This window comes from Erythrobacter alti (assembly GCF_037996805.1).
GTDB lineage: Bacteria > Pseudomonadota > Alphaproteobacteria > Sphingomonadales > Sphingomonadaceae > Alteraurantiacibacter > Alteraurantiacibacter alti.
Genome location: NZ_JBBNAX010000005.1, coordinates 310,648 through 324,623, shown reverse-complemented (window position 1 = coordinate 324,623; position 13,976 = coordinate 310,648). Strand labels below are relative to the sequence as shown.

The window sequence follows — 13,976 nt, the reverse complement described above, 5'->3', positions numbered from 1 at the left end:
TCTTGGCGTGAGCGAACTGACAACGCAGCACATCGAAAGCTTCGATGGCACGCGCATGGCGGTGCACCGCATGGGCGAGGGCAGGCCTGTCCTGTTGCTCCACGGGCTGTTCTCCAGCGCTGAAGTCAACTGGATCAAATACGGCCACGCCGCCGCGCTGGCGGATGCCGGATTTGAATGCATCATGCCCGATTGGCGCGTGCATGGGGACAGCGACGCTCCTACTGATCCCGCAGCCTATCCTGCCGGCGTGCTGGTGCGCGATGCCTTTGCCGTGGTCGAGGCACTGGGCCTCGAAGACTACGACCTCGTCGGCTTCTCGCTCGGCGCGCGCACATCGATCAGCGCGGTGATTGCAGGGCTCACGCCGCGCAAATTGGTGATCAGCGGCATGGGGCTGGAAGGGCTTACCAACTGGCAGAAGCGCACCGCCTTCTTCATCGACATGATCGACCGCTTCGACGAGATCAAACATGGCGACCCGGCCTTCATCGCCAAGAGCTTCATGAAGGCCCAAGGCATCGATCCCGTCGCCGCGCGGCTGCTGTTGACGCAGGGGGTGGATGATATTCGCGTCGAAGACCTCCCCAAGCTCACCATGCCGACGATGGTGCTGATCGGGGACGAGGACCGCGACAATGGCTCGCCAGAGCGATTGGCCGATGAATTGCCTGATGCCTTTGTCGAGACGATCCCAGGCAATCATATGAGCTGCGTGATGAAGCCCGACCTCGGCGCGGCGATCGTGCGCTTCCTTTCCGCCTGACATTGCGCCACATTGCCCCCCGGGACACAGCTTCCGGAGGAAAACCCATGCGCATCGTGCCAATCATTTCCGCCTCGCTTGCTCTCGCTGCGTGCAACGGTGTGACCGAACCCGAAATCCAGGCGACACCTTCCGCCGAGGTCACAGGCACCATGTTCGTCGCCAACAAGCGCGGGGCGAGCCTGTCGCGCATCGACCTTGCTACCGGCGCGGAAACGCACCGCGCGCAGACCTGCGAGAACCCACACGAGCTGACCGTATCTCCCGACGAAAGCATGGTAATGGTTGCCTGTTATTCAGGCCGCACTCTGGAAGTGTACCGCACTGCTGATCTTGCGCGCGCCAACACCATCAATCTCGGTGACAATGCACGGGTCCACAGCGCGCTGTGGTTCGAGCAGGACCGCGCTATTGCGGGGGCCGAAGGGCGAGGCTCGCTTTACCTGATCGAGGATCCGTGGGCGATAAATCCGGTGCAGCTGGAGATCGGCGGAGGAGGGGCGGGGCCTCACCTGATCGTGGTTGATCCCTCGGCACGTTATGCCTGGGGCACGATCATCCCCAATGGCGAAGTCGTGCGCTACGATCTGGAACACGGCGCGGTTTCGGCCAGCCGCCGTATCGGCGAGCAGATAGAGGCCATTGCCCTATCACCCGATGGGACAAGCCTGTGGGTCTCATCCAATGCAGACAGCATCGCCTACCGCCTCGACCCGCTTACGCTGGAAGTGCAGGCCGAAGTGCAAACTGGCACCGTACCCATCCGGCTCGCCATGCATCCCACTGGCGACTGGGTGGTGAGTTCCAACTACGGGAGCGGCGATCTGAGCGTGATCGACACCTCGACCAACGAAGTAGTGCGCACCATCCCTGTGTCCGGCAGCGACGATGCGGTGCAGGTGACGCTGGTGTTCAGCGAAGACGGAACCCGCCTCTACGCCGCCGAAACCGCAACCGATACGATTGCCGAAGTGGACTTCGCCAGCGGAGAAGTGCTGCGACGGATTGCTACGGGTCCGGGCGGCGATGGGCTGGCGGTGATTGACTAGAAAGTCGGTGCGGCTGGCTATGTCGGCACTGCCGATCCGTACCGCACCAGTCGCCCAACTACTCCGGTTTATCGTCGACTACACCGAAATCTTGCGATCTTTCACTGGCGTTGGCCACCGAGAATCCTTCGGCGGCAAGGCCCCTCTTGAGCAATTCGCGCACGGCGGCAGCCCGGCTGGGCATACGCTTTTTAAAGCGCCAATCGTCAATTGCCTCAAGCTCGCCTGCCGCAAGCATGATCTGTAGACGCTCCTCGCGACCAGCGTTGCTCATTATAATCCCTTAAAAACAAACAATTGTAGCCTGTGTCCAAAATAAGGAACAGCAAACTTTAAGTCAAGAGTCATTTTGCAGCAACAGGTGCAGAGTGACGCACTTACTCAATGCACTCAGAATGTGAAGGCGGCACGATGTATGCAAAGTAATAAATTTGCTTGTAAGGTTATATTCTCTGTCTATTCGTCTATTCAAGCAATAGAGAGTTCGACTGATTGAGTATGGAAAGGAACTACTTTATGTAGAATGTGAATAGGAGAGTAAAAATGTTATACGACGGCCAACAGCCCAGCCAACCCCACGGTGACAACGTTTATACTTTCCCCGACCGGAGCATCGAGGTTCAGGAATCAAATCATCGAATAGCCAACAGCCTTTCACTCTTGGCGGGGGCGATAAATTTGCGGGCGTCCGCCATCGCACGCGGCGAAGACATGGTTTGCAAGTATTCGATCGCGCAGGCGCTCAGGGAAATCAGTTCACAAGTCGTTTGTGTCGGCGAATTGCATCGGCGCTTGTCGTCGATGCCTGATAATGCACGGATTGACCTGAACGCGCATCTTTATGAGCTTTGCGAAGATCTCATCGGTGCTTTGGCGAATTCCGCCGGGTTCCAGTTGATCCGCGAATCCGACAAACGGGTCGAGATACGCAATGATATGCTGCTCCCTGTCTGCCTGATCGTGACCGAAGTGGTGATCAACTCACTGAAATACGCTCATCCTACCGGTATCTCAGGCAAACTCTACGTGGGTTGCGTTGCTGGGGATGACGGCTCGGTCGTAGTCACAATCTGTGACGATGGAGTCGGGTTGCCCGACGATTTCGAATTCAAGTCCACCATCAGCCTGGGTTCGAGAACGATCAAGGCTCTTGCGAGCAGGATTGGCGCGGAAAGCCAGTTGCGCTCGGAACCGCTAGGCGTGAGATTCACTTTGGCGATCCCGCTAGCAGGTTAGCTTGCGCATTGCGGCTGCGCTGCACCCAAAACCACAGGCAGGGAATGCAAAAAGGGCGCCGCCATCGCTGGCCGCGCCCCTTTTTTTCGTCGCTGTAAGCGCGCTTAGCTGTCGGCGTTCTCGTCACCTTCGGCAGCTTCGCCTTCGGCACCAGCTTCTTCGCCTTCTTCCGCGGGCGGCAGGTCGCCAAGTTCGCGGTCAGGGTCGAGTTCGTGCTGGAAGCCGGCTTCGGCGTCCGCTGCGATCTCTTCTTCGTTCATCTGCGCGATGACGTCGATACCCTGGCTCTGCAGTTCCGCTTCGTCTTCCGAGCGGGCCACGTTGGCCTTCACCAGGACTTCGACTTCGGGGTGCAGGCGAATGGTCACGTCGAACATGCCGATCGTCTTGATCGGCGCGCCCATGATGACCTGCTTCTTGTCGATCTCGTGACCCTTGTCGGCCAGACCGGCAGCCACGTCACGCACGTTGACCGAGCCATAAAGCTGGCCTGCGTTGGAAGCGGCGCGGATGAGCACGATCTCGGTGCCTGCGACCTTTTCGCCATCCTTTTCGGCAGTCGTACGCTTTTCGGCGTTTTCTGCTTCGAGTTTGTCGCGGTTCGCTTCGAAGACCTTCTTGTTCGCCTCATTGGCGCGAAGGGCCTTCTTCTGCGGCAGCAGGAAGTTACGGGCGTAGCCGTCCTTCACGGTGACAACGTCGCCGATGGAGCCAAGTCCACCAACTCGTTCGAGGAGGATGATATCCATGAGTCTCTCTCCTCTTACTTCACGATGTAGGGCAGCAGGCCCAGGTGACGGGCACGCTTGATCGCCTTGGCCAGCTCACGCTGCTTTTTGGCGGAAACGGCGGTGATGCGGCTGGGTACGATCTTGCCACGTTCGGACATGAAGCCCTGCAGCAGGCGCGTGTCCTTGTAGTCGATCTGCGGAGCGTCCTTGCCGGAAAACGGGCAGGACTTGCGGCGGCGGTAAAACGGACGAGCCATCAGTTACGCTCCTCACGGTCGCTGCGACGCTTCTTGTCGCGGTCGTTCTTGCGCATCATCACCGACGGGCCATCTTCATGGTCTTCAACGGCGATGGTGAGCCAGCGGATCACGTCTTCGTTGATGCGGTTCTGGCGTTCGAGCTCTGCTACCAGCGAGCCGGGCCCGTCGATGTTGAGCATGACGAAATGCGCCTTGCGGTTGCGGTCAATCTTGTATGCGAGGGACTTGAGGCCCCAGGTCTCGGTCTTTACGACCTTGCCGCCATTGGCTTCCACGATTTCCGTGGTGCCCGCAGCAAGCGCGTCAACCTGAGCCTGGCTCAGATCCTGACGCGCGAGGAAAACATGCTCGTAAAGAGCCATGCGCGCTTCCTTTCACTTCCATGCCGATCGCTGACAACACCCGCGCGGATCGCAGGGGCCCCTCCGGCTTTCTTGATTTCCGCATCAGGCAAGCGAGGCCCGAAATGTCGCGGAAGGCGCGCACATAGCGGGATCGGGGGATATTGCAAGCGCAATAGAGCGTTGGGGTTGTGACCTTGGAACGGGCGGGGCAGTAAACCATTGACCAGCGAAACAGGGAGACTTTTCATGCCATCCGGCCTTGCCGCCCTTCTCGACGACGTATCCATCATTGCCCGCGCGGCGTCTGCCAGCGTGGACGACATTGCCGCGGCTGCGGGCCGGGCAGGGTCCAAGACTGCCGGGGTGGTGATCGACGATGCGGCCGTCACGCCGAGCTATGTTACCGGGCTGGAGCCCAAGCGCGAGCTGCCGATCATCTGGAAGATCGCCAAGGGCAGTTTCTTCAACAAGCTGATCATCCTGCTTCCGGCTGCCTTGTTGCTCAGTGAATTCCTCCCATGGCTGATCATTCCGATCCTGATGCTGGGCGGTGCCTTCCTGTGCTACGAGGGCGCGGAAAAGGTGATCGAGAAGCTGGGCGGGAAGAAGCACGGCGAAAATCTCGAAAGCCCCATCAAGGACCCGATCGAGTTCGAGAAAAAGCGCGTGGCGGGCGCCATTCGTACCGACCTGATCCTCTCCGGCGAAATCATGGCCATCACGCTGAGCGAGGTTGCCGCAGAAGACCTGCTGACCCGCGCCGGCGTGCTGGCAATTATCGGCATCGTGATCACAGTGGTCGTCTACGGCGCGGTCGCGCTAATCGTGAAAATGGACGATGTGGGCCTGCATATGGCCAAGGAAGCCGCGACGGATTTCGGGCGCAATTTCGGCAGGAAACTGCTCAACGCCATGCCGCACCTTCTTACGACATTGTCCGTTGTCGGCACGGTCGCGATGCTCTGGGTTGGCGGCGGTATTATCGTCCACGGCCTGCACGAACTTGGCTTCTACTACCCTGAAGAGCATATCGAGCAGGCGCAGCACTGGGTCGAGCTGGCTACCGGTGGCCTCGGCGGTATTCTGGGATGGATAACCTTTGCCGGCCTATCGGCTTTGTTCGGCTTGCTGGTCGGCGCGCTGATCGTGTTCCTGCTGCACAATGTACTCGGCCTTGGGCATACTGAAGAGCATGGCGAGGCTGCGGCGCATTAGGGAGCAGGCCGTCAGGCTGCGGCGCGGCGTGCGCGGCGTTCCTCGGTGACCCAGGCATCCTTGGTCGACCAGCTGCGCCCGTCATTGCTTTCCACCCGTCCATCGGGATGGATCACGAACCAGGTATCGTCCTGCGCAGCGCGGTGATCGAGGCACATGGGCGTGAGGCGCCGGTCCTTGCCGACCTGCCAGCCGAGCACGTTGCAATAGACCAGATCGACCTGGTTATCGTCGAAATAAGCAGAAACGACATAAGTGCCGGGCGCCGCATCGAACATGCCGACGCCGCCTTCACGGTAATTCTTCTGCACCAGTCGCGCCCTCCGTGTGTGCGTTGAGGCTGCGATAATGACTTACAAACGTTGCAAAAGGCTTTCCGCAAATTCGGTCAGCGTATCGTCGCGTGCGCCCATCACTACCACGCGATCGCCGGACCGCGCGTTCTGCACGATAAAGTCGCCGCAGCCTTCGCGGGTGTTGATGTGGAGGGCCTTGCCGCCCGCCGCGTGGATCAGGTCGATGATGCGCTCACTGCCTTCGGAGCGGTCTACCGTGCCGCCGAAATAGACCGGATCGCACAGGATCGTCAGGTCTTCGGGGCCTAGCTCCTGCGCAAAGGTTTCGGCCAGTTCATGTCCCATCTGGCGCAAGGGGCCGTAGCCATGCGGCTGGAAGAAGGCGATCACGCGGCCTTCATGCGCTTTGAGAGTCTTCAACGTGGCGCGCGCCTTTTCGGGATTGTGCCCGAAATCGTCGATCACGGTAACGCCGTTCGCGCTGGTGCCGACGATATCAAAGCGCCGGGCGAGTCCCTTGAAGTCTGCCAGCGCAGCCACGGCGTCTGCAACGGGAACGCCAGCAGCATTCGCGGCTGCGATCGCGGCGAGGGCGTTGGACAAATTGTGGCGCCCCGGCATGGCAAGGCGCAGCGCGTGCTCGCTGCCATCGCGGCGGTCCACAACCAGCGCGGCCTGCTTGGTCGGGCCATCGGCAATGCTGCCCTCTGCGATGCCGAGCGCCGCACAGCCATTGTCGATACCGAATGTGAGGGGCTCATTGGCTTGGGCGACGAGGCGAAAGGCCTCGACATCGTCCGCATTCACCACGCCGCGTCCTGCCAACGAGAGGAAATTGCCGAACAGTTCGCGCAATTCCTCCATGCTCTTGTGATCAAGGCTGACATTGAGCAGCAGCGCGACCGATGGCCGGTACAGCGCGATAGAACCGTCGCTTTCGTCCACTTCGCTCACGAACATATCGCCATCACCCACCACGGCGCTGGCAAACGGCCTGTCCTTGGAGACGAAGTTCTTCATCACCGCGCCGTTCATGATGGTTGGAGCGCGGCCCGTGGCCTGCATGATCCAGCCGAGCATTGCGGTAGTGGTCGATTTGCCGCTCGTGCCGCCCACGGCGATACTTTGGCCCGCAGCGTTGAACAGCCTTGCGAGCAATTCGGCACGGGTCAGCCTTTCGCAGCCCAGTCCCCTGGCCTTGGCGATTTCGGGAACCGTGTCCTCGATTGCGGCAGAGGCGATCAGCACCTGGTCGCCGCTGGTAATGCCGCTGCCGTCCTGCGGGAACAGGCCAAAGCCCTGCCGCTCGAGCGCGGCGAATTTCTCCGGCGTGCGGCCCTGATCAAAACTGCGGTCCGATCCGGCGACTTCGCCGCCCATGCCCTTTATGATCTGCGCAAGGGGAAGCATCCCCGATCCGCCGATGCCGCAAAAGAAATAGGGGTGGGAGGTGACGCTGGCGTTATCATTCATGGGGATGTGATTATGCGGGTGGTGGCGCTTTGTGAAGCGGATGTTAGAGGGAAGTGGATGACAACCCGCATAGCGATCACCTGCCCCGGAAAGCCGCTGCGCCGCGAGCGGGCGGACGCTGTCCTTGCATTGGCCGAAGAAGAATTCCCGCAGGTTGAGCTCATTTTCAACCCGCAGTGCTTCGTGGAAACCGGCCATTTCGCCGGACACGACGGAGCACGGCTGGAGGCGCTGCTGGATTCGGCCAACGATCCAGATATCGACGCGGTGTGGTTCGGAATGGGCGGCTATGGTGCCTGCCGGATCGCAGGAGACGTGATTGCGGGGATGCACGAAGAGGCGCACGCCAAGACCTATCTCGGCTATTCGGATTCGGGCACGCTGCTCGCTGCACTTTATCGCAATGGTATCGGAAAACCGGTCCACGGCCCGCTAGCAGGCGATATCAAGCACGATGGCGGTGATGAAGCGATCCGCAGGGTGCTACGTTATCTCTCGGGCGAACCGGTCGACCTGGAAGCTGGGCTGGATGACCGGCCGACGGTGGCTTTCAACCTGATGACGCTGGCCATGTTGGTCGGCACCGATTTCATGCCCGACCTCACCGATCATGTCGTGCTGGTCGAAGAAGTGGCAGAGCATCTGTACGCGGTCGACCGGTTGTTCTTCCATGTCACTCAGAACTTGCAGGGTGTGGCGGGCATCAGGCTGGGGCGTGTCTCTGCCGTTCCGGAAAATGACCGCCCATTCGGCGCGACCGCGGAGGATATCGCGCGCTATTGGTGCGATAAATCCGACATTGCCTATCTCGGCGGCGCTGATATCGGACATGATGCAGACAACGCGCTGGTTCCCTTCGGCGTCAATACAACAAGGACTTGATATGATTGCATTCGTTTTTCCCGGCCAGGGCAGCCAGAAGGTCGGCATGGGCGCTGAACTCGCCGACGCCAGTGCTGCCGCGCGCGAGGTTTTCGAGGAAGTGGATGAGGCACTGAAGCAGAAGCTTTCTGCCCTGATGCGCGAGGGACCGGAAAGCGAATTGACGCTCACCGCGAATGCACAACCAGCGATCATGGCCAATGCGCTCGCCGTGGCGCGCGTGCTCGAAGCGGGCGGCGTATCGCTTGCCGAAAAGGGTGAGGCGGTCGCGGGTCATTCGCTCGGTGAATATTCGGCGCTCGCCAGCGTCGGCGCTTTCAGCCTGACTGATACGGCCAAACTTTTGCGCCTGCGCGGCATTGCGATGCAGGACGCTGTTCCGATTGGCGAGGGCGCGATGTGCGCGCTGCTGGGGGCGGATCTGGAAAAGGCGCAAGGGCTGGCAGAAGCGGCAGCGCAGGGGCAGGTGTGCGAGGTCGCCAACGATAACGATCCGGGACAAGTGGTGCTTTCGGGCCATGCAGAGGCGATCGACCGGGCCATCGAAATGGCAAAGGACCACGGCTGCAAGCGCGCCATCAAATTGCCCGTGTCGGCTCCGTTTCACTGCTCGCTGATGCAGCCTGCAGCCTTGCGGATGAAAACCGCGCTTGGTGAAACGCCGCCGCAGTCCTTCCGCCTGCCGGTCTACGCCAATGTAACTGCCGCGCCTGTCACCGATGCAGCGAGCGAGCAGGGCCTGCTCGTCGAACAGATTACCGGCCGTGTTCGCTGGCGTGAAAGCGTCATCGCGATGGAAAAAGCCGGCATTAGCCATTTCGTGGAACTGGGCGGCAAGGTGCTCGGACCAATGATCCGCAAAATCGCGCCCGATGTGACCGCAACGAGCATTATCGGAATGGATGACATCGAGGCTTTGGCCAAGAACATCTGAGAAGCCGAGGGGGTAAACGATGGGCCGCAAATTCATTGCCATCGCTATCGGTGCTTTGACACTATCATTGCTGGCGGTCCCTGCTGTCGCGCAGGGCAAGGGCCTCAATTGCATGGCAGGCCAATACAGCACCGATCAACGCGAAGAGCTTGCCGAACTTGGCCGGATCATGAGCACGGGCGGCGCGGACATCAACGAACCCGCGTTCGACCGGATCAGCAGCATCGCGATGAGCGCGATCGAGACCTGCACCGCGCGTCTTGACTGGAACCCGGAACAATCAATTTACGCGACACTTTACGAGCTGGGTCGCGTCAACGAAGCGGCCTATCGCAGTTCGGGCAACCTTTCTTCCAGTGAGTTGCGGATGCTCGATGATGCGCTGGCAGCTGGCAATCGCGACCGGCTCTGGGGCGTGATCGAAGCCGGTGTCATGTCCGGCATGGGCGGAGAAGAGGTTTCCGTCTCCCAGGGTGATGCAATGGTGATGGGCGCGTTCCTGATGGGCGCGGGACTCGATGTAGACGACGAAAGCCAGATGGTCGCCGAAAAGGTGGGGCTGCTGCTCGGCTTCATGGGGTTGCAACGGATCGGTCAGCGCGAGTTTACGAATTTGCGCTGAGAGCAATACATCCTGCGTTCAGGATAGCAGCGCGATGTTACATTGTAACACTGCTGGGGGACCTGTCTTGAAATTGCCCGTTCGCGCTCCGATCCCGATCATCGCCAAGGGCCTTGCGGCCTGCCTGACCCTGATGGCTTGCCAGTCCGCGACCGGACAGCAAGTCGCAAGCAGCACATCGAGCGCGAGCGAGGACGTTGGCCTCTATTCCTTCGAGGATGAAGAGGCCTTCGAGGCTTTTGCCGAGCAGATGCTGGCGGTGTCGGGCGCGCGTAATCGAAACTACGGCAGCGGTGGCGACGTCATCACAGTGACGGCCAACTCTACAAACGCCCCACCACCACCTCCTCCGCCTGCCGCAGTTGCTGCGCCCCAGGCCGAATTTGGCTTCATGCAGGCCATGGAATCCGCCGACGCATCGGCTCCCGGCGGAGAGCAGATCACGAATACGCAGGAAGCAGGCGTGGACGAGGGCGCGATCGTCAAGGATGCGGGCGATTACCTGGTTATTCTTCGCCGCGGACGCGTGTTCACCGTTCGTCATGGAGGCAACGCCTTGGAGCCTGTGGACGCCATCAACGCGTTCCCGCCCGATGCGCGCAATGCGGACAGCACCTGGTATGACGAGATGCTCGTAAACGGTGATCAGGTCATCGTTGTTGGCTATTCCTACGGCGATTTCGGGACCGAGATAAACCGCTTCCGACTGGGCCGCGACGGAAGTCTGACGTATCGCGACACGCATTACCTGCGCTCTGGCGACTATTATTCTTCCAGCAACTACGCCTCGCGCATGATCGGTGACGAGCTGATCTTTTACGCGCCTGTCTCGATGCGCTGGAACGATTGGCGCGCGACCATGCCTGCGTTGCGCCGTGGCGGTCCCGATGGCGAAGTGATCGACCTTCTCGAACCGGACGACATTTACGTCACCGAACCTGCAAGGCGCGGCAAATTCGTGCTGCCGATGGCCCATGCTGTGACGCGTTGCGACCTCTCCGCCCCGGAGCTGGATTGCGAAGCCACTGCAGTGCTCGGCACGTGGAGCCGCGTCTTCTACGTCAGCCCTCGCGCCGTGTACCTTTGGACGGGCGCCACCCGCTATGAAGGCGGGACGGCGGATGGCCAGTTGTTTCGCCTGCCGCTCGATGGCTCGCGCCCTGGCTCGGTGCCGGTCGACGGTGCACCTATCGACCAGTTTTCCTTCACCGAAGATCGCGGCGACGGCGTGCTGCGAGTAGTCCTGCGTGCCGAGGGGAATGGCGAAGGCATGTGGGGCAGCGAATTTTCGGGAGGCGACCTTGGCCTGCTGACCGTACCGATGGCGGCCTTCACCGATGGATCGGAACGGATACCGCAACAGGCCATGCGCGAATTGCCGCCGGTTGAAGGCTGGCGATTCCACAACCGCTTTGTCGGCGACTATCTGCTCTATGCCGCCGGTGATTTCGGGTCTGAAGAGGACGACCGCTTTATCTACGCCGCTCCCGTAAACGGCCGCGCAGCACAGCGGATCGATCTGCAACACGGCGTTACGCGATTTGACGTCATGGGGTCGGATGCCATCGCAATTGGACCAGGCAGTAGGAATACGCTGGGTTTTTCCGCAATCTCGCTGGGCGCGCAAGCACGGGTCGAGGATGTGTACATGCTCCCCGCCGCGAGCGAAGGCGAGGTGCGCAGTCAGGCCTTCTTCTATCGTCCGGATGCAGGCTCTCCCGGCGGCGTTTCAGGAACTCTAGGCCTGCCGGTCACTCGACAACGGGCGAACCGTGGAGGCGAATTTCTTGGCGATGCCTCGGCAATCTTTTTCCTCCGCCGTGACAATCGTGCTTTCACCCCTGCGGGCCATCTCGACAGCCGCGCCAAGGCGAATCGCAGCGACAATTGCGTGGCTTCGTGCGTGGACTGGTATGGCAATGCCCGGCCCATCTTCCTGGGCGACCGCATCTTCGCGCTGATGGGCTACGAACTCGTCGAGGGTCGCATGGATGGCCGCGAGATTGATGAGGTCCGCCGCGTCAGTTTCACCCCGCGCAGCCGGGCGCAACGTTAGCCTGCCTGTTGACCCGCGGCGCACCGACGCGCAACAGGCGGGCCAAGGAATTGCAGCAGGGAAACGCGAACCATGTTCTCACTCGTAGGAATGAATGCCCTTGTCACCGGAGCCAGCGGAGGGATTGGATCGTCCATCGCCCGCGCCTTGGCATCGCAGGGGGCACGACTGGCGCTGTCTGGCTCCAATGGAGACAAATTGCGCGCCTTTCGCGAGGAACTGAACGAAAGCTATGCGCATCACGACCATGACGGGCATGTCGAGATAACCTGCAACTTGTCGAATCCCGAACAGGTCGAAGAACTGGTGCCTGCGGCAGTCGACACGCTCGGCGGGATCGACATTCTGGTAAACAACGCCGGCATCACGCGCGACAATCTCGCCATGCGGATGAAGGATGAGGAATGGGATCAGGTGATCCGCATCAACCTCGAAGCCTCCTTCCGCCTGATGCGCGCAAGCGTGCGCCCGATGATGAAGGCGCGGTTCGGTCGCATGATCAACATCACCAGCGTGGTCGGCACAACGGGCAATCCGGGTCAGATGAATTACACTGCTGCCAAAGCCGGACTTGTCGGCATGTCCAAAAGCCTCGCGCAGGAAGTTGCCAGCCGCGGTATTACCGTCAACTGCGTCGCGCCCGGCTTTATCCGCTCTGCCATGACAGAGGCGCTTGATGACAAGCAGAAGGACGCAATCAACGGGCGCATTCCGATGGGCCGCATGGGCGAGGGCGACGATATCGGCGCAGCAGTTGCCTATCTGGCAAGCAAGGAAGCGGGCTATGTCACCGGCCAGACGATCCATGTGAATGGCGGAATGGCGATGCTTTCCTAGTTTTCCCCAAGGAATCCCGCCAGACGCCACCGTTCGCTTGCCCGTATTCGCACCTGCGCTAAGGGTAATGCAGCATTTTACCGGCGCTGGCAGGCGATTCCGGGTTTTCCCGGCCACCGCCACGCACGAATGGGGAATTGATTGCCATGAAGGTCACCATTGAACGCGCAGAGCTGCTTCGCAGCCTGTCCCACGTCCAGTCCGTGGTGGAGCGGCGCAACACCATCCCGATCCTGTCCAATGTCCTGATCGAGGCAGAGGCTGGCGGACATCTGCGCATCATGGCGACCGATCTTGATTTGCAGGTGGTGGACAATCTGCAGGCCAATGCGGTCGACGCCGAAGGTTCGATCACCGTGTCGGCGCACCTGCTTTTCGATATTGCGCGCAAGCTGCCCGATGGCAGTCAGGTCAGCCTGGAAACCGCCGATAACAGAATGACGATCAAGGCCGGTCGCAGCCGCTTCTCGCTGCCGACACTGCCGCGCGATGATTTCCCGGTGATCGTGGAAGGCGATCTGCCGACCAGTTTCGAATTGCCTGCAAAGACGCTGGCTGAAATGATCGATCGCACGCGCTTCGCCATCAGCACCGAAGAAACGCGCTACTACCTCAATGGCATTTTCCTGCACGTGGCAGACGATGACGGCGGCGTGCTGAAGGCTGCGGCAACCGATGGCCACCGCCTCGCCCGCTTCACGATTGCCCGCCCGGAAGGTGCCGACGGAATGCCCGACGTAATCGTGCCGCGCAAAGCCGTGGCAGAACTGCGCAAGCTGCTGGAGGAAGCGACCGAAGGCAATGTTCAGATCGACCTCAGCCCCTCCAAGATCCGCTTTACGCTTGGCGGCGAAGGCGGTGTGGTGCTGACCAGCAAGCTGATCGACGGAACATTCCCGGATTACAGCCGCGTTATCCCGACGGGCAACGACAAGCTGCTCAAGGTTGATCCCAAGTCGCTGTTCGCCGGCGTTGACCGCGTGGCGACCATCGCCACCGAGAAGACCCGCGCAGTGAAGATGGGCCTCGATACCGACAAGGTAACGCTCACCGTTACCAGCCCCGACAACGGCAATGCGGTGGAAGAAGTCAGCTCGCAATACGGGTCGGACGCGATGGAGATCGGCTTTAACGCCACCTATCTCAAGGACATCCTCGCGCAGTTGAACAACGACACTGTGGAATTGCACTTCGCGGATGCCGGTGCGCCGACATTGATCCGCGAAGACGAGAAGTCGCCGGCGCTCTATGTGCTGATGCCGATGCGGGTCTGAT

At 60.6% G+C, this 13,976-nt stretch carries 16 protein-coding genes; 10 read left to right on the top strand and 6 right to left on the bottom strand.

The genetic code is table 11. The annotated features are described in order from the left end of the window. Positions 1 to 7: 7 nt before the first annotated feature. Positions 8 to 766, top strand: a complete 759-nt coding sequence (locus tag AAC850_RS06980) for an alpha/beta fold hydrolase (RefSeq protein WP_340587966.1) — start codon at positions 8 to 10, stop codon at positions 764 to 766. Between the two features lie 47 nt (positions 767 to 813). Further along, positions 814 to 1,815: a YncE family protein gene (locus tag AAC850_RS06975; protein ID WP_340587965.1), complete on the top strand. Its 1,002-nt coding sequence runs from the start codon at positions 814 to 816 to the stop codon at positions 1,813 to 1,815. Between the two features lie 58 nt (positions 1,816 to 1,873). On the opposite strand, the gene AAC850_RS06970 is transcribed toward AAC850_RS06975, so the two are convergent. Then, positions 1,874 to 2,089, bottom strand: a complete 216-nt coding sequence (locus tag AAC850_RS06970) for a hypothetical protein (protein ID WP_340587964.1) — start codon at positions 2,087 to 2,089, stop codon at positions 1,874 to 1,876. Positions 2,090 to 2,358: 269 nt separating this feature from the next. On the opposite strand from AAC850_RS06970, the gene AAC850_RS06965 reads away from it, so the two are divergent. Continuing rightward, positions 2,359 to 3,051: a sensor histidine kinase gene (locus tag AAC850_RS06965; protein WP_340587963.1), complete on the top strand. Its 693-nt coding sequence runs from the start codon at positions 2,359 to 2,361 to the stop codon at positions 3,049 to 3,051. Positions 3,052 to 3,155: 104 nt separating this feature from the next. On the opposite strand, the gene rplI is transcribed toward AAC850_RS06965, so the two are convergent. The 3 genes from rplI to rpsF are packed head-to-tail and all read right to left on the bottom strand — an operon-like array spanning position 3,156 to position 4,404. Continuing rightward, the gene (gene rplI, locus AAC850_RS06960; RefSeq protein ID WP_340587962.1) at positions 3,156 to 3,800 is read right to left on the bottom strand and encodes a 50S ribosomal protein L9; all 645 of its coding nucleotides are present in this window, start codon (positions 3,798 to 3,800) and stop codon (positions 3,156 to 3,158) included. A 14-nt stretch (positions 3,801 to 3,814) separates the two neighbouring features. Continuing rightward, on the bottom strand, positions 3,815 to 4,039 hold the full coding sequence (rpsR, locus tag AAC850_RS06955; protein WP_340587961.1) for a 30S ribosomal protein S18: 225 nt from the start codon (positions 4,037 to 4,039) through the stop codon (positions 3,815 to 3,817). Continuing rightward, positions 4,039 to 4,404: a 30S ribosomal protein S6 gene (rpsF, locus tag AAC850_RS06950; protein ID WP_340587960.1), complete on the bottom strand. Its 366-nt coding sequence runs from the start codon at positions 4,402 to 4,404 to the stop codon at positions 4,039 to 4,041. Before rpsF ends, rpsR begins: the two co-directional genes overlap by 1 nt. A 228-nt stretch (positions 4,405 to 4,632) precedes the next feature. Between rpsF and AAC850_RS06945 the strand changes: the two genes are divergently transcribed. Continuing rightward, positions 4,633 to 5,601: a DUF808 domain-containing protein gene (locus AAC850_RS06945; RefSeq protein WP_340587959.1), complete on the top strand. Its 969-nt coding sequence runs from the start codon at positions 4,633 to 4,635 to the stop codon at positions 5,599 to 5,601. An 11-nt stretch (positions 5,602 to 5,612) separates the two neighbouring features. On the opposite strand, the gene AAC850_RS06940 is transcribed toward AAC850_RS06945, so the two are convergent. Together AAC850_RS06940 and AAC850_RS06935 are read right to left on the bottom strand one after the other, a co-directional pair. Next, positions 5,613 to 5,912 carry a hypothetical protein gene (locus AAC850_RS06940; RefSeq protein WP_340587958.1) on the bottom strand — a complete coding sequence of 100 codons (300 nt, stop codon included), beginning with the start codon at positions 5,910 to 5,912 and terminating at the stop codon, positions 5,613 to 5,615. Positions 5,913 to 5,954: 42 nt separating this feature from the next. Further along, positions 5,955 to 7,370, bottom strand: coding sequence for a glutamate ligase domain-containing protein (locus AAC850_RS06935; RefSeq protein ID WP_340587957.1), 1,416 nt, complete (start codon positions 7,368 to 7,370; stop codon positions 5,955 to 5,957). Positions 7,371 to 7,427: 57 nt separating this feature from the next. Here AAC850_RS06935 and AAC850_RS06930 point away from each other — a divergent pair, with 57 nt between their 5' ends. The 6 genes from AAC850_RS06930 to dnaN all read left to right on the top strand — a co-directional run bounded on the left by AAC850_RS06930 (position 7,428) and on the right by dnaN (position 13,975). Then, on the top strand, positions 7,428 to 8,252 hold the full coding sequence (locus AAC850_RS06930; RefSeq protein ID WP_340587955.1) for an LD-carboxypeptidase: 825 nt from the start codon (positions 7,428 to 7,430) through the stop codon (positions 8,250 to 8,252). 1 nt (position 8,253) lies between these two features. Beyond that, positions 8,254 to 9,186 (top strand): ACP S-malonyltransferase, encoded by a 933-nt coding sequence (gene fabD, locus AAC850_RS06925; RefSeq protein WP_340587954.1) that lies wholly within the window; start codon positions 8,254 to 8,256, stop codon positions 9,184 to 9,186. 19 nt (positions 9,187 to 9,205) lie between these two features. Beyond that, entirely contained in the window at positions 9,206 to 9,808 is a 603-nt protein-coding gene (locus AAC850_RS06920; protein WP_340587953.1) for a hypothetical protein, read from the top strand. 67 nt (positions 9,809 to 9,875) lie between these two features. Continuing rightward, positions 9,876 to 11,864: a beta-propeller domain-containing protein gene (locus AAC850_RS06915; RefSeq protein WP_340587951.1), complete on the top strand. Its 1,989-nt coding sequence runs from the start codon at positions 9,876 to 9,878 to the stop codon at positions 11,862 to 11,864. A 72-nt stretch (positions 11,865 to 11,936) separates the two neighbouring features. After that, positions 11,937 to 12,701: a 3-oxoacyl-[acyl-carrier-protein] reductase gene (gene fabG, locus AAC850_RS06910; RefSeq protein ID WP_340587950.1), complete on the top strand. Its 765-nt coding sequence runs from the start codon at positions 11,937 to 11,939 to the stop codon at positions 12,699 to 12,701. A 146-nt stretch (positions 12,702 to 12,847) separates the two neighbouring features. Beyond that, the gene (dnaN, locus tag AAC850_RS06905; protein WP_340587949.1) at positions 12,848 to 13,975 is read left to right on the top strand and encodes a DNA polymerase III subunit beta; all 1,128 of its coding nucleotides are present in this window, start codon (positions 12,848 to 12,850) and stop codon (positions 13,973 to 13,975) included. Position 13,976 lies beyond the last annotated feature (1 nt).